An 18,878-nucleotide genomic window follows, 5' to 3' on the forward strand; every position below is an offset into this window, starting at 1 on the left:
CGCGTGGGTCAGGGGAGGCGCATGGGTCAGGGGAGGTTCGGGAAATCGCCGGGGTTGGTGCCGGCACCCCCACCCGGGTCGTCGGTGGGGGTCGTGGTGGGCTCGATGGTGGGCGGGGTGGTCTCGACGCCGGGGTCCTGGGTGACCGGCGGGGACGGGGTCGCGGGCAGGGTCACCGGGGGCGCCTCCGGCGTCCGCGACGGGGTCGGCTCCTGGCTGGGCGACTCGCTCGGCGAGGGCTCCGGGGAGAGCGACGGGGTCGGCGCCTCACTGGTCGGGGCCTGGGTCGGCTCCGTCGGCACCGACGGGGCGACGTCGAGGTCGAACTTCGCGTCGGAGAAGCCGTTCAGCGCGCCGAGCGTGTAGTCCGCCCAGATCCTGGCGGGGAAGCCGCCACCGTTGGCGCGTCCGGCGTTCGCGGTGCCGGTCAGCGAGACCTGGCCGCCGCCGTCCTTGGTCGACTCGCCGAACAGCGCGACGACGGTGGTGAGTTCGGGGGTGTACCCGGCGAACCACGCGGACCGGTTGTTCTCCGAGGTGCCGGTCTTGCCCGCCGCCTGGTAGTCGGGGGTGTTCGCCGCGGAGCCCGAGCCCTCCTCGACGACGCCCCGGAGGACCTGGGTCACGGTGTCGGCGGTCTCGCGGCTGATCACCTGCTTGCCGATCGGGTCGGGGAGCTCGGCCGTACGGTCCTTGTGCTCGGCGGACCTGACGATGGTCGGCGTGATCTTCTTGCCGTGGTTGTCGAGCGTCGCGTAGACGCCCGCCATCTCCCAGGTGGAGGCGTTCATCGTGCCGAGCGTGATCGCGGGCCGCTCGGGGAAGTTCTTGTCCCGCATGCCGAGGGTGAGCGCGGTCCGCTTCACCTCGGCGGGGGTGACGTCCACGACCATCTGTGCGAAGACGGAGTTGATGGACGCGTTCATCGCCTTCTGCACGGTGACGGGACCGTAGTCCTGGTCGTCCTCGTTCTCCGGGGCGAAGGGGGTGTCGCTGCCCTCGACCGGGCGCTTGCTGGTGCCGTCGTACTGCGTGTCGACGCCTATCGGCCGGCCGTCCTGGGTCTCGGAGCCGTTCTCCAGGGCCGAGGCGAACACGAGGGGCTTGAAGGTCGACGCGGGCTGGTAGTCGGAGCGGGTCGCGTTCGATATCCAGTGCTGGGTGGCGCTGACACCGCCGTAGAGGGCGACCACGTGTCCCGTCTTCGGGTCGACGGAGGTGGCGCCCGCCTGGACCGTGGAGTCCGTCTTGTTGCCCTTGCGGTCGAGCTTCTCCTCCAGCTGCTTGTCGACCGCCTCGACGAGCGACTTCTGCTTCTTCTTGTCGATGTTGAGGGTGATCGTCCAGCCGCCCTTGGCGATGTCCGCCCGGTCGACGCCCTCGGCCGCCAGTTCGTCGTTGGCCGCCTCGACGAGATAGCCGGTCTGGCCCTCCATACCGGGGGCCGCCCGGGGTTCGCGCGGCGTCGGGAACGTCATGCCCTCGCGCGCGGAGGCGTCCAGCCACTTCTGGCCGACCATGTTGTCAAGGACGTAGTTCCAGCGCTCGGTGACCAGCTTCTTGCCGGTGGGGGTGGCCGCCGCCCAGTCGTACTGGCTGGGGGCCTGGAGCAGCGCCGCGAGGTACGCGCCCTGCCGTACGTTGAGCTTGACGGCGTCGATGCCGTAGTACGCCTGGGCCGCGGCCTGGATGCCGTACGCGCTGCGGCCGTAGTAGCTGGTGTTGATGTAGCCGGCGAGGATCGCGCTCTTGCTCATCTGCCGGTCCACCTTCAGCGAGATCACCAGCTCCTTGAGCTTGCGGGTGATCGTCTGGTCCTGCGTCAGGTAGTAGTTCTTGACGTACTGCTGGGTGATGGTCGAGCCGCCCTGCTTGCCCCGGCCGGAGAGGGTGTTGAGCACGCCGCGCGCGGTGCCCTTGAGGTCGACGCCGTTGTCCGTGTAGAAGGACTTGTTCTCGGCGGCGACAAAGGCCCGCTGGACGTCCTTGGGTATCTTGTCCAGGCCGACGATCTCGCGGTTGATCTTGCCCGTGCGGGTGAGGATCGTGCCGTCGCTGTATTTGTAGACGTTGCTCTGCATCTGGGCCTGCGCGTTGGCGGTGGGCACCGGGACCATCAGATAGATCACGAAGAGCCCGCCCATGGCGAGCAGACAGAGCGTGAAGAAGGCGCCGAGCAGTTTCTTCAGCGTGAAGAAGCGGCGTATACCGCCTTTTTTCACCGTGCGGCGCGCTTCGCGCTGCCCCGCGTGTCTGGCTTCCGCTCGGCCCATCGCCGTGTCGCTCCACTCTCAGGTCTGGTCTTCAGGACTTGTTCACAGTTCTCACCCACCGGAATCAGCTCAGAAAGCTAACACCGCCCGCTGTGACAAAGGGCAACTGATCCGTTCTTTTGGGACGTGACAATCAGCACGCGCCTCACTGGAACCGACTCACCAGAGCCTCGAAGGGTTGCGGAAGGAGTTAATGTGTAATCACAATGCTAGCGCGAGGCCGGCTCTCACCACCGGGCGGGAGCACACAGCGAAACGGGGTACGGACATGGATTCCAGCAACACCAGCACCAGCGCCCACAGCGCGGACGGCGTTCCGCCGAGGCCCGCGCCCGAGGTCCGGGAGACCGCCGCCCACAGCATCGGCGGCGGGCTCGCCCTGACGCTCGGACTGGCCGGGCTCGCGGGCGGCGTCGGACTGGTCGTCCTCGGCGCCATGGCCCTGGACGGCGACGGGATGAAAGCGGTGCTGATCGTGCTCGGCGTCCTGGTCGGGGCCGCCGCGCTCTTCGCCATGGGCGGGCTGAACATGGTGGCGCCCGGCGAGGCCAAGGTCGTCCAGCTCTTCGGCCGCTACCGGGGCACGATCCGCACCGACGGACTGCGCTGGGTCAACCCGCTCACCTCGCGCCGGGACATCTCGACCCGGATCAGGAACCACGAGACGGCGGTCCTCAAGGTCAACGACGCCTACGGCAACCCGATCGAGCTGGCGGCGGTCGTCGTCTGGAAGGTCGAGGACACCGCGCGCGCCCTGTTCGAGGTGGACGACTTCCTGGAGTTCGTCTCCACCCAGACCGAGGCGGCCGTCCGTCATATCGCCATCGAGTACCCGTACGACGCTCATGACGAGGCCGGGCTCTCGCTGCGCGGCAACGCCGAGGAGATCACCGAGAAGCTCGCCGTCGAGCTGCACGCCCGGGTCGAGGCGGCCGGGGTCCAGATCATCGAGTCGCGCTTCACGCACCTCGCGTACGCCCCCGAGATCGCCTCGGCGATGCTCCAGCGTCAGCAGGCGGGCGCGGTCGTCGCGGCCCGCAGGCAGATCGTGGACGGCGCGGTCGGCATGGTGGAGGCGGCGCTCACCCGGCTCACCGAGGAGGACATCGTCGAGCTGGACGCGGAGCGCAAGGCCGCGATGGTGAGCAATCTGCTGGTCGTGCTCTGCGGGGACCGCGCGGCACAGCCGGTCGTGAACACGGGCACCCTTTACCAGTGAGCGAACGCAAGCAGGTTCTCCTGCGACTGGATCCGGCGGTGTACGACGCCCTGGCCCGCTGGGCGTCCGACGAACTGCGCAGCGCCAACGCGCAGATCGAGTTCCTCCTCCGCCGGGCCCTGGCCGAGGCGGGCCGGCTCCCGGGCAACGCGGCCCCGATCCCCCGCCGGGGCCGCCCTCCGAAGGCGCCACCGCCGGAGGCGGAGTAGCGGGACGGGGCGGCCGGCCGATCCCCCGCGGCCGACCACCCCGGCAAACGACTATACACACAATGAATAGTCGCGGTGTAAAGTCCCCCTATGTCAATCGGGCACACCCTCCTCGGACTCCTGGAGTCCGGACCACGCCACGGCTACGACCTCAAGCGGGCCTTCGACGACCGGTTCGGCCACGACCGGCCCCTCCACTACGGGCAGGTCTACTCGACCATGTCCCGGCTGCTGAAGAACGGACACGTCGTCGTCGACGGCGTCGAGACCGACGGCGGCCCCGAGCGCAAGCGGTACGCGATCACCGAGGCCGGCGTCACCGATGTCGAGCGGTGGCTCGCCCAGCCGGAGAGCCCGCAGCAGTTCCTCCAGTCGGCCCTGTACACCAAGGTCGTCATCGCGCTGCTCACCGGCCGCAGCGCCACCGATCCGCTCGACACCCAGCGCTCCGAACATCTGCGGACCATGCGCGAACTGACCCTCCGCAAGCGCTCGGGCGACCTCGCCGACCAACTGATCTGCGACCACGCGCTGTTCCATCTGGAAGCCGACCTGCGCTGGCTCGAACTGGCCGCCGCCCGGCTGGACCGGCTCGCGGCGGAGGTACGGCGATGACACCGGCCGGATCCCTGCTCGTCGCCGACGACCCGCGCAAGGCGTACGGCCCGACCACCGCGCTCGACGGCGCCGGGTTCTCCAGTACGAGAAGTACGAGAAGTACGAGAAGTACGAGGGGGTGCGCCGGGGCCCCTTCGGCGAGCCGACCGGGTGCGATCCGCCATGTCACTCGAAACGCTCAGGTCTTCAGCGCGGCCATCAGCTCTCTCATGTCGTCGATCAGCTCGGGCCGCAGCTCGCCGGGGTCGACCGGCGCCGTCTCCTCCTGCTCGCCGGTGACCGGATCCAGCGCGTAGCCCGTGGCCGTGGTGACGTCCAGGGTGAGCACCGCCCGGCCGTCGAGGACCCTGAGGCGGATCATGTCGCCGGAGGGCATCTCCACCAGATAGGCCCGGTCGCCCAGGCCGGAGAGCCGTTCGGCGGAGGGCCGCCCGTACGCGTCGGGGGCGAGGTCGGTCACGGTCTCGTCGAACTCCGCGGCCGGGTCGGTCCTCTTGTGCAGGGTGTAGCCGACCTGCACGACGGCGAACGGGGTCGGAGCGGTGTCCTTCTCGGGGTCCCGGGGCCCGTCCGGCATCAGGGTGACGCTGCATACGGCCCGGGCGAGGGACGCTTTCTCGTCGCCGCCCGCCTGTTCCTCCGTCTTCCGGCCGAGTCCGGTGCTGAGCGCGGACAGTTCGGCGTCGAGACAGAGGTTGCGGCTGACCCGGTAGCCGTGCAGATCGGGCCCCGTCATGTCGTACCCGTACAGCCCGCCCGTCCATACGGCGGAGGCGGCCACCGCGCCGCCGAGGGCCCACAGCCACGGCCGGCGGCCCGGCGCCACGGTGGGCAGGCCCTCGCCGATGAGCGTCTCGGATCCGTCGGGAGCGTCCGATACGGGGCCGGCGGGGCCCGCGCCCGGCCGGGGCGCCGGGATGGACGGTGCGGCCGGGCGGCCGGGGCTCTCCTCGCCCGCCAGCTCGGGTTCGGAGATCATCGCGGCCCGTCCCCCGGCTCGCCGGAGGTGGTGGGCGGCTCGTCCGGCTCGGCGGCCGGGGCCTCCGGAGCGACGGGCCGGGGCGGTACGGGAGCGGTGGCGTACGCGGTCGCGCCGTGCGGCGGGGGCGAGTTCCGCAGCTCCTGCTCCTGGCTGTACGCGCGCAGATAACCGACGACCGTATTGGTGACGGCCACCAGCGGCACCGCCACCACCGCGCCCGCGATCCCCGCGACCAGACCGCCCGCCGCGACGGCGAGGACGACGCCGAGCGGATGCACCCGCACGGCGCGGCCCAGGATGAACGGCTGGAGCACATGCCCCTCGATCTGCTGGACGCCGAGGACGACGGCCAGGACCATCAGCGCGGTGAACACATCCTGCGTCACCAGCGCCACGACCACCGCCAGCGCGCCCGAGATGACCGCGCCGACCAGCGGGATGAAGGCCCCGAGGAAGATGAAGACGGCGAGCGGCACGGCGAGCGGCACGCTCAGGAAGTAGAGCCCGAGGCCGATGAACACCGCGTCGATCAGCGCCACCAGCACCGTGCCGCGCACATACGCGGTCAGAGTGGTCCAGGCACGCGGCCCGGCTCCGGCGACGCCCTCACGGGCGGGCGCGGGCACGAACTTGAGCAGCCAGTGCCAGATCTTCGGACCGTCGTACAGAAGGAAGAGCGTGGAGAACATCGCCAGGAGCGTGCCGGTGAGCAGTTCGAGGATCACGGTGAGGCCCTGGAGCCCCGCGGAGGTGATCTTCTCGGTGTTGGAACCGACCGCGTCGCTCAACGTCTTGGCGATGTCGTTGATCTGCGCCTCGGTCACATGGAACGGGCTGTCGAGCAGCCAGCGCTTCAGCTCGTTGATGCCGTCCATGACCCGGTCGGAGACGTCGTCGATGTTCTCCATGACCTGCCACACCACGAACCAGCCGACCAGCCCCATCAGCACGAACCCGGCGACCGCCGTGAGCGCCGTCGCCGGCCCGCGCGGCACCCCCGACCGCCTGAGCCAGGCGACCGTCGGCTGGAGCAGCGCGGTGATCAGCAGCGAGACGACAAAGGCCACGACCACCAGCTGCACGGTGCTGATGACCCGCATCAGCACCCAGAGCAGCGCCCCGAGGACAAGCAGCCGCCAGGCCGCCTCACCCGCGACCCGCATCCCCCAGGGGATCGCGGTGGCCGGATCGGGCTCCCGCTTCGCCGTGGCGGAGGGCGCGTAGGCGGGCAGCGGCGGGACGCTGTCCCGTACCGCGACGGTAATCGGGTCGTCGTCGCTCTCCGCCTCGGCCCTGCGCTGCTCCAGGCGTTCTCCGAGACGGGTCAGTTCCGCTCCCACGGAACTGAGCCAGTCCGGCATTTTCGACATGACATTCCCTCTTTCCCCCGCCTGGCCTCCCACCCGCACTTCCCCGGAGGAGCTCGAATCGACCGTACACGTGGGAAACCCCCCACCGTGGAACGGAGGGGGGCTTGCCAGGGTCGAGCGGGCGGCGGCGCCGGTACGTTCCCGTACCCGCCGCCGGCTGCTAGTACCAGTTGTTGGCTTGCCAGAACGACCACGCGCCACAGGGGCTGTCGTAGCGCTCGTTCATGTAGTTCAGGCCCCACTTGATCTGCGTGGCCGGGTTGGTCTGCCAGTCGGCGCCGACCGAGGACATCTTCGACCCGGGGAGCGCCTGGACCAGGCCGTACGCGCCCGAAGACGGGTTCTGCGCCTGGTAGTTCCAGGTGGACTCGTGGTTCACGATGTTGCTGAAGCACTGGAACTGGTCGGCGGGGATGATCTGCTGGGCCAGCGCCTGGACCTCGGCGACGGTGTACGAAGCCTGCGGAGGGAAGTAGCCGTCTCCGGGAGCGGTCGAGGAACGGATCTCGTCGCGGCTCGCGCGCTCCTCCTCTTCCTTCTTCTTCTGAGCGGCTGCCTCGCGCTCCTCCTCGGCCTTGTCCTCGGCGGCCTGCTTCTTCGCCGTGGCGTCCTTGGCCGCCTGGACACGGGCCGATTCCTCGGCGGACTTCTTCGCGCTCGCGTCGGCGGCGGCGGCCTGCACGTCCGCCTGCTGCGTCAGCGACGCGGTCTGCACCTGGGCCTGCTGGCCCGCGGGGATGTCTGCGAGAAGCGTCATGTCGGCTGCGGTCGCCTCGAAATTGTCGTTCGAGGTCGTCTGGGGGTCGCCGGAGGCAACTCCCACGACAGCGCCGACGGTGGTGACCGCAGTGGCAGATGCCACGGCAAATCCCCGGACCGAGATCCGGCTCACACGGTGTCCTTCCAGCATCGCCCGCCTACGTGACCTCACAGGCGCGATCGTGCCCCTGGCACTGGTCTCCGTACCACTTGGTCACGGGGAGACACGGGCCCGGTGGACCATCCCCTTCCGGGGACGGTCGCGTGGTGCGCGGGCGGCATACGGCGGCAGTTGTTGAGTTGTGTGGTGCCACATCTGTGGAGATGCGTATGTGCCGCATGCGGGGCCTGACGGAAGCAAGACTCTGCCGGAAGGCCACGCCGAGGGCAATTCTTCCTTGCGTGGGAAAGCTCACACCTTGTTTGCCCCGGGAGTTTTGTGGAAATAGCCGCGCGCCACAGCGCCACCCGGCTAGGCTGCTGAACTTTTGCCGGGCGGCGCCCACTGTGGAGTCCCTCCTGATGACGGAAGGTCAGATCTGGCCGTCCTCCAGCATCTCGGTCACGAGCGCGGCGATCTGCGAACGCTCGGAGCGGGTGAGCGTGACATGCGCGAAGAGCGGATGCCCCTTCAGTTTCTCGACGACGGCGACGATCCCGTCGTACCGCCCCACCCGCAAGTTGTCCCGCTGCGCCACGTCATGCGTGAGCACCACCCGGGAGTTCGCCCCGATACGGGACAGAACGGTCAGCAGGACGTTCCGCTCCAGGGACTGGGCCTCGTCCACGATGACGAACGCGTCGTGCAGCGAACGGCCGCGGATATGCGTGAGCGGCAGCACTTCGAGCATGCCGCGCCCGAGCACCTCCTCGATCACATCGCGGCCCGCGACCGCGGAGAGCGTGTCGAAGACCGCCTGCGCCCAGGGGCTCATCTTCTCGGCCTCGGTGCCGGGCAGATAGCCCAGCTCCTGCCCGCCGACCGCGTACAACGGCCGGAAGACCATCACCTTCTGATGCTGCCTGCGCTCCAGGACCGCTTCCAGCCCCGCGCACAGCGCCAGCGCCGACTTGCCGGTGCCCGCCCTGCCGCCCATCGACACGATGCCGATGTCCGGGTCGAGGAGCAGATCGAGGGCGATGCGCTGCTCGGCGCTGCGGCCGTGGATCCCGAAGGCCTCCCGGTCGCCCCGCACGAGCCGGACATTGCCCTCGGGCGTGACCCGGCCGAGCGCCTTGCCGCGCTCGGACTGGAGCACCAGACCGGTGTGTACGGGCAGTTCGCCCGCCTCGGGAACATAGAGGCTCTCCTCCGTATAGAGAAGATCCACCTGATCCGCGGCGAGCGACAGCTCGCTCATCCCCGTCCACCCCGAGGAGCTGGAGGAGTCGGTGATGGCGAGTTCGGCGCGGTACTCCTCGGCGAGCAGACCGACCGATGACGCCTTGATACGCAGCGGCAGGTCCTTGGAGACGACCGTGACGTCGTACCCCTCGGCCTGGAGATTGCGCGCCACCGCGAGGATCCGTGAGTCGTTGTCCCCCAATCGGAAGCCGGCGGGCAGGATGCCGGGATCAGAGTGGTTGAGCTCGACGCGCAGCGTGCCTCCCAGGTCGCCCAGGGGGATGGGGGCGTCGAGACGGCCGAACCGGATACGGAAATCGTCGAGCAGGCGCAGCGCCTGCCTGGCGAAGTAGCCGAGCTCCGGATGGTGCCTCTTGGCCTCCAACTCCGTGATCACCACGATCGGGAGCACTACTTCGTGCTCCTCGAAGCGGGACATGGCGTTCGGATCGGCCAGCAGGACGCTGGTGTCGAGAACATAGGTGCGCCTGTCGGGCATGCGGCGCTTTGTGCTGGTCACCACGGAAGGACGTACCCCCTCGGACGAGGTTCGGGTGCGACGGCGTCGCGGGCGGGTGGGCCGGGCTGCGGCCCCATGCGCGGGCCGAGCTCGGCCCTCCATGTCGCCCGTACGACTGCGCGCACGGTCGTCCTGGTGCAAAGGGCCTCCCGGGCGGACGGCCCCATGCCGTCCGCTGAGATGCAGTGTCCACTGACCTTGCTTTTCGGACACCGACTTGAAGGAGGTATTCCCTCGAACACGTGCCGCCATGCCAGGGCATGCGGCGGACGATGCGTGAACCGGAGGTGACGAAGACACGACGGGGCCGCTCCGGAACCTGCCGGAAGCGGCCCCGCCGTGCGGGACAAGAGGAGTCGTCAGGTTCCGTAACGGCGGTGACGCGCGGCGTAATCGCGCAGCGCCCGCAGAAAGTCGACTTTGCGGAACGCGGGCCAGAAGACCTCGCAGAAGTAGTACTCCGAATGCGCGCTCTGCCAGAGCATGAACCCGGACAGCCGCTGCTCCCCGCTGGTACGGATGACCAGATCCGGATCGGGCTGACCGCGCGTGTAGAGGTGGGAGGAGATCATGTCGACGTCGACGATCGAGGCGAGGTCCTCGAAGGAGGTCCCCTTGCTCGCGTGGTCCATCAGCAGGGAGCTGACCGCGTCCGCGATCTCCTGCCGGCCGCCGTAGCCCACGGCGACGTTGACGAGTATTCCCTTGTTCCCGGCCGTGCCCTGCTCGGCCTCTTTCAGTACGGTCTGGGTACGGGCGGGCAGCAGATCCATCGTGCCGACGTGGTGCACCCGCCAGCGGCCGTCCGCCGCCAGGTCGCGTACCGCGTCCTCGATGATCGCGACGAGCGGGGCGAGCTGCTCCTCCGGACGGTTCAGATTGTCCGTGGAGAGCATCCAGAGTGTGACGACCTCGACATCGGTCTCCGAACACCAGCCGAGCATTTCCTGGATCTTGCTGGCACCGGCCTTGTGCCCCTGTTCGGCGGTGCCGCCGGATGCCCGCGCCCAGCGGCGGTTGCCATCGAGGATGACACCGATGTGCTTGGGCACCTGATCGTGATCGAGACGGCCTCCCACCCGGCGCGCGTAGAGCCGATACACCAGGTCGCGCACGTTCACTGAGTCCACCCTCTCAATTCCGTGGGGACCGGCGCGTCCGCTGACGGGATCCTGGGGCCGGCCCGGGACCCCGAAGGCGTCACATTACTGCGCACTCGGCGCGGTCACCCAACCCGGTCTGTCACAAGTACGTGATAAGGAGGGAAGTGTGACTGATTCCCCCTCTTACCTCGCAGCCGACGACCGCTACGCCTCCATGGAGTACCGGCGCAGCGGGCGCAGCGGCCTGAAACTGCCCGCGATCTCGCTCGGCCTCTGGCACAACTTCGGTGACGACCGCACCCTCGGCTCACAGCGCGCGATCCTGCGCCGCGCCTTCGATCTCGGCGTCACACACTTCGACCTGGCCAACAACTACGGGCCCCCGGCCGGATCCGCCGAGCTGAACTTCGGCAAGATCTTCGCCCAGGATTTCTCGGCATACCGGGACGAACTCATCATTTCGACCAAGGCGGGGTATTTCATGCACCCCGGCCCGTACGGTGAGTGGGGCTCCCGCAAGTACCTGCTGTCCTCCCTGGACGCGTCCCTGAGCCGGATGGGCCTCGACCACGTCGACATCTTCTACTCCCATCGCTTCGACCCGCACACTCCGCTGGAGGAGACGATGGGGGCGCTGGCCTCCGCCGTACAGCGGGGCAAGGCGCTCTACGCCGGCGTGTCCTCGTACAACGCGGAGCAGACCGCGGAGGCGTCGAGGCTGCTGCGGGAGATGGGCGTACCGGCGCTCATCCACCAGCCGTCGTACTCGATGATCAACCGCTGGACGGAGGACGACGGGCTGCTCGACACGCTGGAGACGGCCGGTATGGGCTGCATCTCCTTCGTGCCGCTCGCCCAGGGCCTGCTCACCGACAAGTACCTCAAGGGCATTCCGGAGGGGTCCCGGGCCACCCAGGGCAAGTCCCTCAACCCGGATCTGCTGTCGGACGAGGTCGTACGCCGGCTGACCGGCCTCAACGGGATCGCGGAGCGCCGGGGCCAGTCGCTGGCCCAGCTCGCCCTGACCTGGGTGCTGCGCGACCCCCGGATGACCTCGGCGCTGATCGGCGCGTCCAGTGTGAAACAGCTGGAGGAGAACGTCGCGGCGCTGGCGGGCCCGGAGCTCACCGCCGAGGAACTGACGGAGATCGACAGCTTCGCGGTGGACACCAAGGGCACGAACATCTGGGCCGACCGGACGTAACACCGGGACAGCCCGAGGCGCCCGCACACGGTCCGCCACGCACACGGTCTTCTGCGCACACGGTCTTCTGCGCACACGTCCGCTGCGCGGGAACAAGCGCGGACATGAGCCGGGACATAAAACGGGCCGGTCCGTGGGGGGGATACGGACCGGCCCGAGGGGGGGAGTTCCACCATAACCGTTCGTGAGCGGCGATGGGCGGGACGACGGGCCACAAGGTGTGTCGCGAGGCGCTTCTCCGGGCCCGGAGAGCCTCGCAATGCCCTCGCCACCTGGCTTTTCCCGCTCTCGGACCGTGCTGTGGCGAGTAGTTGCCATTTCATGCCGTAACTGCCTAACCCTCAGGAGCGTCACCCCCGGATGGCGGCGCCTTGACTCCGGCGGTGACGCAGTGTGTACGACCAGGCGCCGAGCCCGTACCCTCAGCGGGCGGGCCTGACCGCCTCGATCAGGAAGCGGGTCGTCGTCGCTGTGAAAGACCCCGCCGCCTCGATACGGCGGTGCAGCGCCACCAGCCGCTCCCGGTACCCGTAGTGGTGTGTCAGGTCGCGGCGAGGGCCCCGAGGAGGAGGCCGAGGAAGGCGCCGATGATCATGAAGGGGCCGAACGGGATCGCCGACTTGCGGTCCGCCCGGCGCAGCAGCATCAGCCCGACCCCGTACACCGCCCCCAACAGGAACCCGGCGAAGGCGCCGAGGAACAGCACCAGCCAGCCGTACCAGCCGAGGACGGCACCGAGCGAGAGGGCGAGTTTGACATCGCCGAAGCCCATGCCGTTCGGGTTGATCAGGAACAGTACGAAGTAGCAGAGGCCCAGTACCACCCCGCCCAGCAGCGCCCCGGGGTACGAACCGGCGCTGCCCGGGAGCAGCGCGGCGGGCCCGAGGAGTACGGCCGCGGCGGTGGCGAGCGGCAGTGTCAGCCGGTCCGGGAGGCGGTGGACCCGGCGGTCGACGAGGGCGAGCAGCACCGCGACCGGTGTGAGCAGCAGCCAGACGACGAGCTCGGGCCGGACTCCGTTGGCGGCGGCGAGCGCCGCGCAGACGAGCGCGGTGAGCGCGGGGACGGCGACGGTGCCCCGGAGGGATGGTGCGGCGGGTTGCGGGAGCGCGGCGGGTGCTGTGTTTTGCGGGGGCGCGGCGGGTGCTGTGGCTTTCGGGGGCGCCGGGGCTCTGCCCGTACCGGCGCAGTCCCGGCAGCCCGGGGTGGACAGCCAGCCCCCGGCGGGTCCGGTGAACGGGTGCCCGGTGGGGCAGTGCCCGCGCCACGGCTCCTCCGGCTCGACGGACAGCCGGTACGCGGCGCGCGGCAGCAGCAGCCCGGTGGCCGCGCCCCAGAGCGCGGCGGCGGCGACAACGATCAGCGTGGCGTACACCTCGCCGAGCCTAGGGCCGACCACGGGCCCGGTCATGGGTCCACGGACCCAACTCGGGCCGCACCGGGCCCAGAACCGGTCGGTGGGCGCTACGGTCTACGGCCATGGGCGCGTGGCGGAACGGCAGCGGACGGTTGACGGTCGGGAGCGGTGGACCGGAGGGCGGGGCGGCGGACGGAGTGGACGGGCCGGGGTCCGTACCGCTGGAGATCGCCGCCTCGTACGGGGCGCGCCGGCGCGGCCTGCTCGGGCGCACCGGGATCGAGGGAGCGCTGCTGATCACGCCGTGCAACAGCGTGCACACCTTCCGGATGCTCTTCCCGATCGATGTCGCCTATCTGGACAAGGAGTTGACGGTCATCGACGTCCACACCCTCAAGCCCGGCCGGCTCCCCCTCCCCCGCCTGCGGGCCCGCCATGTGCTGGAGGCGGAGGCAGGGGCGATGGCCCGATGGGGGCTGCGGCCGGGCGCGCGCGTCGATGTCACCACGGCGTAGCGGCCCCGGGAGCGAGCAGCCCCCGGAGTGAGCGGGCCCGGCGGGGTGCGCGTCACCGGGGTGCGCGTCACCGGCGGGTGCGTCACCGGCGGGTGCGTCACCGCTGCGCGAGCTTCGCCGCCTGCGCGGCGAGCAGCTCCGGGGGCATCGTCGGTGTCGTGGCGCTCTCCAGGTTCACGGTGGAGAAGGTGGCCACGGTGCCGCTCACCCGTACGACGTGGAAGAGCAGCGGGACCGGCGCGCCCTCGTAATCCCCGGTGACCAGATAGGCGAGCGCGTCGTCCCCGGCCTCGACCGCGCTCAGCCGTTTCACCGCCGTACAGGTCGAGGGCCCGTCGCCCCCGATCAGCCCTCTCGCCTTCTCGGGCGCGGCGGAAGGCACAGGTGCCACCACCGCGCCGTCATGAAACAGGTCGTCAGTTCCGAGAACTGCCGCTCTCGCCGCGTGGGAAGGAGACTTCCACCCGGCGGTTCTTCTTGCGGCCTTCCTCCGTGCTGTTGTCCGCGATCGGATAGTCCTCGCCGTACCCACGGATCTCGTACGTGATCCCCGCCGACACCAGCTCCTTGTCCAGCACCCCGTGAACGGCTTCGGCGCGCTGCTTGGAGAGGACATCTCCGTGCACGGCGGAGCCGAGGTTGTCGGTGAAACCGAAGACACGGATCTTTGTGGCGTTCTGCTTCTTGATCTCGTCGGCGATGGCGGCGATACGGGAGTTCGCGGCGGGGGACAGTCTGGCGCTGTCCTTACCGAAGAGGACCTCGGCCTGGAGCGCGAACTTCACGTTCTCGTTGGTGTCCTCGCGACGTTCCTCCCCGCCCTCCGACTCGACCACCGAGATGATGTCCAGCACCTTCGCCGGAGCGAGCGTGGCACCGTCGCGCAGCTTGAGCGCGGGCGAAGCACCGTCCACCAGGGGCGGCGGCGAGGTCGATTCCGTACCGGGCGGTGTACTGGGGCTCTCGTCGGCACGTACCCCCGACGCCATCGTGAACTGCACCCCGGCGAAGAACACGACCGCGACGAGCGCCGTGGTCGCGGGGCGCCTGGATGCCCTGCGCACGGCACGGGGTGTGGTGGCGGCACGCATCAGGAGATCGCAATCGTCGCGGTGGGCATCAGGGGAAGCTGGATGTCGACCTGGGACGTGGATGCCGGAGGAGCGGGGAACTGCGCGAAGACCACGATCTTCTCGCCTGCCTTGACCGCCGTGACCCCTGTGGTGGTCAACGGAAACCCGTCGGTGTCCCGGAGTACGTAATAGCGCTTCTTCTCCGCCTTGTCGACAAGAGTGAAGCCCGCGAATGACCGTCCGGTACGGCGGACTTGCTGCTCTTGGCCGTTCCATTCGACAGGGGCGTACTGCTGCTTTGAACTGCTGTTCGTAAGAGTGCCGGTCACCGTGAGAAATCCGCCCTCGTCACGCTTGGCTGAGTGGACGGCGATCTCAAGTCCGTTTCCATTGGCCATCGTCGCCAAGGTCTGGCTGGTGTCCGGCCCCTTGTCTCCGTCGTTGTCGCCGTCGTCCTTCGGCTTCTCCGTACTGGCAGGAGCCGACGCGGAGCTTCCGCCGTCCTTTTTGGCGTCGTCATTCTCGCTGCCGCTGCCACAGGCTGTCAGGGAGACAGCCAGCGCCGCGGCCGCGAGGGCCGCTGCGGCGGCCCTGCGCGCCTGCGCTCCGTGCCACATGCTCATGTGTGTCATTCCTTTGCGTTCGCTCGCGGTCAGCCCTGTGCCAGCCGGACGGAGAATAGATCGGCCATGTCCGGGAGGAGATCCAGACGCTCCGGATCGATCTGCCAGTTCACACCACCGCATACCAACCCACCCGGCGAGACAGGCTCGGCATCCCCCGGAACGTCTTCGTCCGCCGGTGTCGGTGTCGTCTCAGCCGGGGCAGCATCGAACTTGCACCTGGATTCGACGATCGCCGTGGCATGAGCCTTGGCCCGCTCGTTCTCGGTCCCCGGCAGGATGCTGTCCCCCATCGGTTCCTGAGTGATGACGTGCACCGTAAAGCCCCAGCGGCCGCCCCCGGCCCAGCCGCATCCATCCACATCGGCCTTGTTCTCGTTGGCGAAACGAGCTGCGGCCGCACAGCCATTGGCCGTGCCCATCGGATTGCCGTTGAAGATGTCGTCCAGGTAGTCGGGATCCAGCAGGTGTGTCAGAAGCCCCGCACGGAACAAGTCCCGGGATTCCTGGGCCGCCGCCAGAGCCGCGGCGTCCGCCGCCGACTGAGCGCCATTGCGTGTCGCACCGGCCTGGCCGACCGCGAAGAACGCGAGCGCGAGAAAGAGCAGGCCCGCCACCATCGTGATGTAGATGGGAACGGCCTGCCCTGTCTCACGTGTGCTGGGCGCCGTCAACCGCCGAGGATGTTCCCCACCTGAGTGGTCAGCCCGTTGGCGATGGTCTCCGCCACGCCCGACCCCACCAGTGCCGCGATGATCAGTGCCACCAGCACGATCACTCCCACGTACTCGACGGCGCCCTGCCCCTTGTCGCGGCGGGTCTTCATGGCTGTGACGGCCGTGTTCGCCCAGGTGCCGACGTAGGTCTTGGTGGCGGTGGCGGTCTTCAGCGCGATGTTCGACATGGTGCTCTCCTCCGGTTTCGGCCGGCCGCTGTCCGACCGACTCGTACGAGTCCTTGGTGTCGTCCGCGGTTCCGGCTTCCTCCTGGCCGGTCTCGCTGGCGACATGAGAAACGTACGCCCGGGAGGCGTCCCTCGCCATGGGCCTCAGGACCCAACTCGGGGCCCAAACGGGGGATTGGGCCCCGGGTGGCGGGCCTGCCGGTGAGTCTGCCGGAGACGTTTCCCAGGGGGTGCCGGGGCGGCGTGTGCGGTCAGCCACGGCTGCTCGACCTCCCTCGGGCGGTGCCGGTCCATCGGGCCATGGCCTCGCCGCGGCTGGCCGAGTCGAGTTTGGCGAAGATGCGGTTGATGTGGTTCTTGACGGTCTTCTGGCTGATGAAACAGGCGGCGGCGATCTGCTGATTGGTCATGCCCGACGCGATCAGGTCCATGATCTCCACCTCCCGCCGGCTCAGTTCGGAGTGCGGCCCCTCGGCGTGTCCCGGGGGCCCGGGCGACCCGGTACGTGACCGCCCCTCAGACGAATGTGCCACATCGGATTGCAGAAGCGAAGGGTTCGGGAAGAATTGCTGAGCGTTCAACTCCTCACCAACTCCCCCTACCTGCAGGTTCGTTGATGGAAAGAATGACGGCTGTCCGAATGCTGGAATGTGTGCGGTTGCAGACGGTTGCTCCGAGGTAACAGGGACGTACCCCGGACCCGTGAACGCCGTCCCCAGCCCCTCCGGCAGCGGCCCCCCGCCCCCTGTGGCCCGTACCGTCGCGAGAAGCGCGCTGGACGCGGAGTGGGTGAAGTGGGCGCGGCCCTGTCTGATGTCCCTTACGGCGTGCACCAGTTGGTCCGCGGTGAACTCGCCGTGGACCAGATAGCCGCCCGCTCCCAGCCGCAGCGCCTCGTGGACGATATGGCTCTCGCGGCTGTACGTCATCATCAGCACCGGCGCCAGCCGGGCCAGGTGCGGCAGCGCGGAGATCCCGTCGACACCCGGCATCCTGACGTCCAGCAGGATGACGTCCGGGTGGGTCAGCACGGCCTGTTCGTACGCCTGACGGCCGTCCGCGGCCTCCGCGACGACCTCGATGTCGTCGCGTCCGGAGAGCAGCACGGTCAGCCCCGCCCGTACCACCGGGTTGTCGTCGGCGACCACCACCCGCATCGACGGCGCGGCGGGCATCGCCTGCGGGACGTCGGGTAGGGCGGGGAAGGGCGAAGGGGTTGGTAGAGAGGTTGGCGGGGGCATCGGCGGCCGGCTGTCTTCGGGTGGCGCGGACACCACGGATGGGGAAGGGCGGGGATACGGTTCTTGCGCGCCCCGCTGTCCGGAGCTGCTGGGGATGTCGTTGTCCGGCATGGCGGCGGCCTCCTCTCGCAGAGGTATGGAGGTGTGGCGGTATGGAGGTGTGGCGGTCCGAGGAGCGGCGGGGGCGGAGTCAGTTGAGCATCGGTGTCGATGGGTGGAGCTGTGGCCCGGTAGCGGACCGGCGCTCCGGGGACGAAGGGCGCGGGATCCGCAGCGCCACGGCCGGGAGGTCGAGCCGTACCTCCGTGCCCTTCGCCGCCTTGCCCTTCCCGATACGGATGCGCGCCCCGATGGAAGCGGCCCGCTCGACCATGCCGATCAGGCCGAAGTGTCCGGCCCGGCGCAGGTCGTTCAGGGTCGTGCCCGGCGGCAGGCCGGGGCCGTCGTCGTACACGCTGATACGCAGTACGTCGCCCACGACCCCGGCCGAGACGATCACATAGCCGGGGTGGGCGTGGCGCTGCGCGTTCTCCATGGCCTCGGCGGCGATCGTCAGCACGTGACGGGCCACGGCGTGCGGGATCACGGGGACGGGGGCGGTGCCGAGCTGCCGGAAGGAGGCTCGCACGGCGTGACGGCGGGCGAAGTCGTCGGTACGGGAGCGGAGTTCGGCCAGTACGTCGATCCCGCCGTCCAACCCCGATTCCCTGCGCAGGTCCGAGAGCAGCTCCCGGGACTCGGCGGCGGCGCGCCGGGCCGAACGGGCGACCAGCTCCGCCTGGCTCTTCAGCGTTTCGGGGTCCAGCCGGTCCGCGGAGTGGGCGAGGCCGTCCGCCGCCAGGGCGAGGCCGTGCAGGGTCTTGGCCAGCGAGTCGTGCATCTCGCGGGCGAGCCTGGCGCGTTCCTCCTCGACCGCGCCGCTCACCGCGAGCCGGGCACGGGCCTCGGTCAGCGCCTGGCCGGCGGCGCCGAAGCCCAGCATCAGATTGCGCAGTGTGCTGCCGATCGCGCCCGCGATGACGCACAGCCCCGGCAGGAGCAACGCGCTGAAATCGGCCTCCACCTCGCTGTTCACCACGTAGGCGACGCCGACGATCAGCGACTGGAGTACGGCGAAGACCGAGGCCCCGCGCCGGCCGTAGACCAGTCCGGCCAGCAGGGGGGTGCAGATCGTGACGTACGCGAGGGTCGAGTCCGGGGACGCCGTCACCAGCAGCAGCGAGCCGAAGGCCATGTCACCCGCGAGCACCATGGGGTGCCGGAGCAGCACGGGGCCGAAGCGCTCCCAGTCGCGCAGCAGGACGTACGAGACCATGAAGGTGACCAGTACGGCCGAGCCGACCAGCCAGGTCCCCAGCCCCGGGGCTGTCGCGGCGAGCGCGAAGGGGGCGGCGAGCACGATCATCGCGAGCCGGAAGCCGAAGGTCTGTCTGCACAGGGCCTGGAGGGCGTTGACCTGGATCGGCAGCGAGGGCACGTGGTCCGGCGCGGCCGTGGCCGAACGTGGCACTTCGCTGGTGTTTCCGCCCGTGAGGGTGAAGGTCTTCTGGGCCATCGGGGTCA

General features: G+C 69.4%; 19 protein-coding genes. 5 read left to right on the forward strand and 14 right to left on the reverse strand.

Annotated elements, in window-relative coordinates; all coding sequences use genetic code 11:
* Positions 1-26 precede the first annotated feature (26 nt).
* Complete coding sequence (locus ACIP8W_RS07015) at positions 27-2,273, reverse strand: transglycosylase domain-containing protein (RefSeq protein WP_402202217.1); 2,247 nt, start codon at positions 2,271-2,273, stop codon at positions 27-29.
* 268 nt (positions 2,274-2,541) lie between these two features.
* Between ACIP8W_RS07015 and ACIP8W_RS07020 the strand changes: the two genes are divergently transcribed.
* The 3 genes from ACIP8W_RS07020 (at position 2,542) to ACIP8W_RS07030 (ending at position 4,316) form a co-directional block, all read left to right on the forward strand.
* The gene (locus ACIP8W_RS07020; protein WP_401947252.1) at positions 2,542-3,492 is read left to right on the forward strand and encodes an SPFH domain-containing protein; all 951 of its coding nucleotides are present in this window, start codon (positions 2,542-2,544) and stop codon (positions 3,490-3,492) included.
* The gene (locus tag ACIP8W_RS07025; RefSeq protein WP_401947444.1) at positions 3,438-3,701 is read left to right on the forward strand and encodes a hypothetical protein; all 264 of its coding nucleotides are present in this window, start codon (positions 3,438-3,440) and stop codon (positions 3,699-3,701) included. Before ACIP8W_RS07020 ends, ACIP8W_RS07025 begins: the two co-directional genes overlap by 55 nt.
* Positions 3,702-3,791: 90 nt before the next feature.
* Positions 3,792-4,316, forward strand: a complete 525-nt coding sequence (locus ACIP8W_RS07030; RefSeq protein WP_402154540.1) for a PadR family transcriptional regulator — start codon at positions 3,792-3,794, stop codon at positions 4,314-4,316.
* Between the two features lie 181 nt (positions 4,317-4,497).
* Here ACIP8W_RS07030 and ACIP8W_RS07035 read toward each other — a convergent pair whose 3' ends face one another.
* The 5 genes from ACIP8W_RS07035 to ACIP8W_RS07055 form a co-directional block, all read right to left on the reverse strand.
* Positions 4,498-5,298, reverse strand: a complete 801-nt coding sequence (locus ACIP8W_RS07035; RefSeq protein WP_401947257.1) for a hypothetical protein — start codon at positions 5,296-5,298, stop codon at positions 4,498-4,500.
* Entirely contained in the window at positions 5,295-6,671 is a 1,377-nt protein-coding gene (locus ACIP8W_RS07040; RefSeq protein ID WP_401947260.1) for an AI-2E family transporter, read from the reverse strand. Before ACIP8W_RS07040 ends, ACIP8W_RS07035 begins: the two co-directional genes overlap by 4 nt.
* Positions 6,672-6,831: 160 nt before the next feature.
* Positions 6,832-7,563, reverse strand: a complete 732-nt coding sequence (locus tag ACIP8W_RS07045) for a transglycosylase SLT domain-containing protein (protein ID WP_401947263.1) — start codon at positions 7,561-7,563, stop codon at positions 6,832-6,834.
* Between the two features lie 400 nt (positions 7,564-7,963).
* The gene (locus tag ACIP8W_RS07050; RefSeq protein WP_402202219.1) at positions 7,964-9,298 is read right to left on the reverse strand and encodes a PhoH family protein; all 1,335 of its coding nucleotides are present in this window, start codon (positions 9,296-9,298) and stop codon (positions 7,964-7,966) included.
* A gap of 356 nt (positions 9,299-9,654) precedes the next feature.
* Positions 9,655-10,416, reverse strand: a complete 762-nt coding sequence (locus ACIP8W_RS07055; protein ID WP_401947447.1) for an isoprenyl transferase — start codon at positions 10,414-10,416, stop codon at positions 9,655-9,657.
* 148 nt (positions 10,417-10,564) lie between these two features.
* On the opposite strand from ACIP8W_RS07055, the gene mgrA reads away from it, so the two are divergent.
* Complete coding sequence (gene mgrA / locus ACIP8W_RS07060; RefSeq protein WP_401947268.1) at positions 10,565-11,602, forward strand: L-glyceraldehyde 3-phosphate reductase; 1,038 nt, start codon at positions 10,565-10,567, stop codon at positions 11,600-11,602.
* Positions 11,603-12,143: 541 nt separating this feature from the next.
* Here mgrA and ACIP8W_RS07065 read toward each other — a convergent pair.
* Entirely contained in the window at positions 12,144-13,013 is an 870-nt protein-coding gene (locus tag ACIP8W_RS07065) for a prepilin peptidase (RefSeq protein ID WP_402202221.1), read from the reverse strand.
* Between the two features lie 68 nt (positions 13,014-13,081).
* On the opposite strand from ACIP8W_RS07065, the gene ACIP8W_RS07070 reads away from it, so the two are divergent.
* Positions 13,082-13,474: a DUF192 domain-containing protein gene (locus tag ACIP8W_RS07070; RefSeq protein ID WP_401947273.1), complete on the forward strand. Its 393-nt coding sequence runs from the start codon at positions 13,082-13,084 to the stop codon at positions 13,472-13,474.
* Positions 13,475-13,571: 97 nt separating this feature from the next.
* Here ACIP8W_RS07070 and ACIP8W_RS07075 read toward each other — a convergent pair whose 3' ends face one another.
* The 7 genes from ACIP8W_RS07075 to ACIP8W_RS07105 form a co-directional block, all read right to left on the reverse strand.
* Positions 13,572-13,856 carry a hypothetical protein gene (locus ACIP8W_RS07075; protein WP_401947275.1) on the reverse strand — a complete coding sequence of 95 codons (285 nt, stop codon included), beginning with the start codon at positions 13,854-13,856 and terminating at the stop codon, positions 13,572-13,574.
* 34 nt (positions 13,857-13,890) lie between these two features.
* Complete coding sequence (locus ACIP8W_RS07080) at positions 13,891-14,463, reverse strand: OmpA family protein (protein WP_401947450.1); 573 nt, start codon at positions 14,461-14,463, stop codon at positions 13,891-13,893.
* A gap of 101 nt (positions 14,464-14,564) precedes the next feature.
* Complete coding sequence (locus tag ACIP8W_RS07085; protein ID WP_402202224.1) at positions 14,565-15,170, reverse strand: hypothetical protein; 606 nt, start codon at positions 15,168-15,170, stop codon at positions 14,565-14,567.
* Between the two features lie 29 nt (positions 15,171-15,199).
* Entirely contained in the window at positions 15,200-15,844 is a 645-nt protein-coding gene (locus tag ACIP8W_RS07090) for a pilus assembly protein TadG-related protein (protein ID WP_402202226.1), read from the reverse strand.
* Positions 15,841-16,074, reverse strand: coding sequence for a hypothetical protein (locus ACIP8W_RS07095; RefSeq protein WP_402202228.1), 234 nt, complete (start codon positions 16,072-16,074; stop codon positions 15,841-15,843). The genes ACIP8W_RS07090 and ACIP8W_RS07095 overlap by 4 nt, the downstream gene beginning before the upstream one ends.
* A 251-nt stretch (positions 16,075-16,325) precedes the next feature.
* A complete protein-coding gene (locus tag ACIP8W_RS07100; RefSeq protein WP_402202229.1) occupies positions 16,326-17,426 on the reverse strand; it encodes a response regulator in 1,101 nt (366 codons plus the stop codon).
* 79 nt (positions 17,427-17,505) lie between these two features.
* Positions 17,506-18,870 (reverse strand): sensor histidine kinase, encoded by a 1,365-nt coding sequence (locus ACIP8W_RS07105; protein WP_402147332.1) that lies wholly within the window; start codon positions 18,868-18,870, stop codon positions 17,506-17,508.
* Positions 18,871-18,878 lie beyond the last annotated feature (8 nt).

Source organism: Streptomyces sp. NPDC088554 (genome assembly GCF_044752945.1).
In the GTDB taxonomy this organism is placed as follows: Bacteria; Actinomycetota; Actinomycetes; order Streptomycetales; family Streptomycetaceae; genus Streptomyces.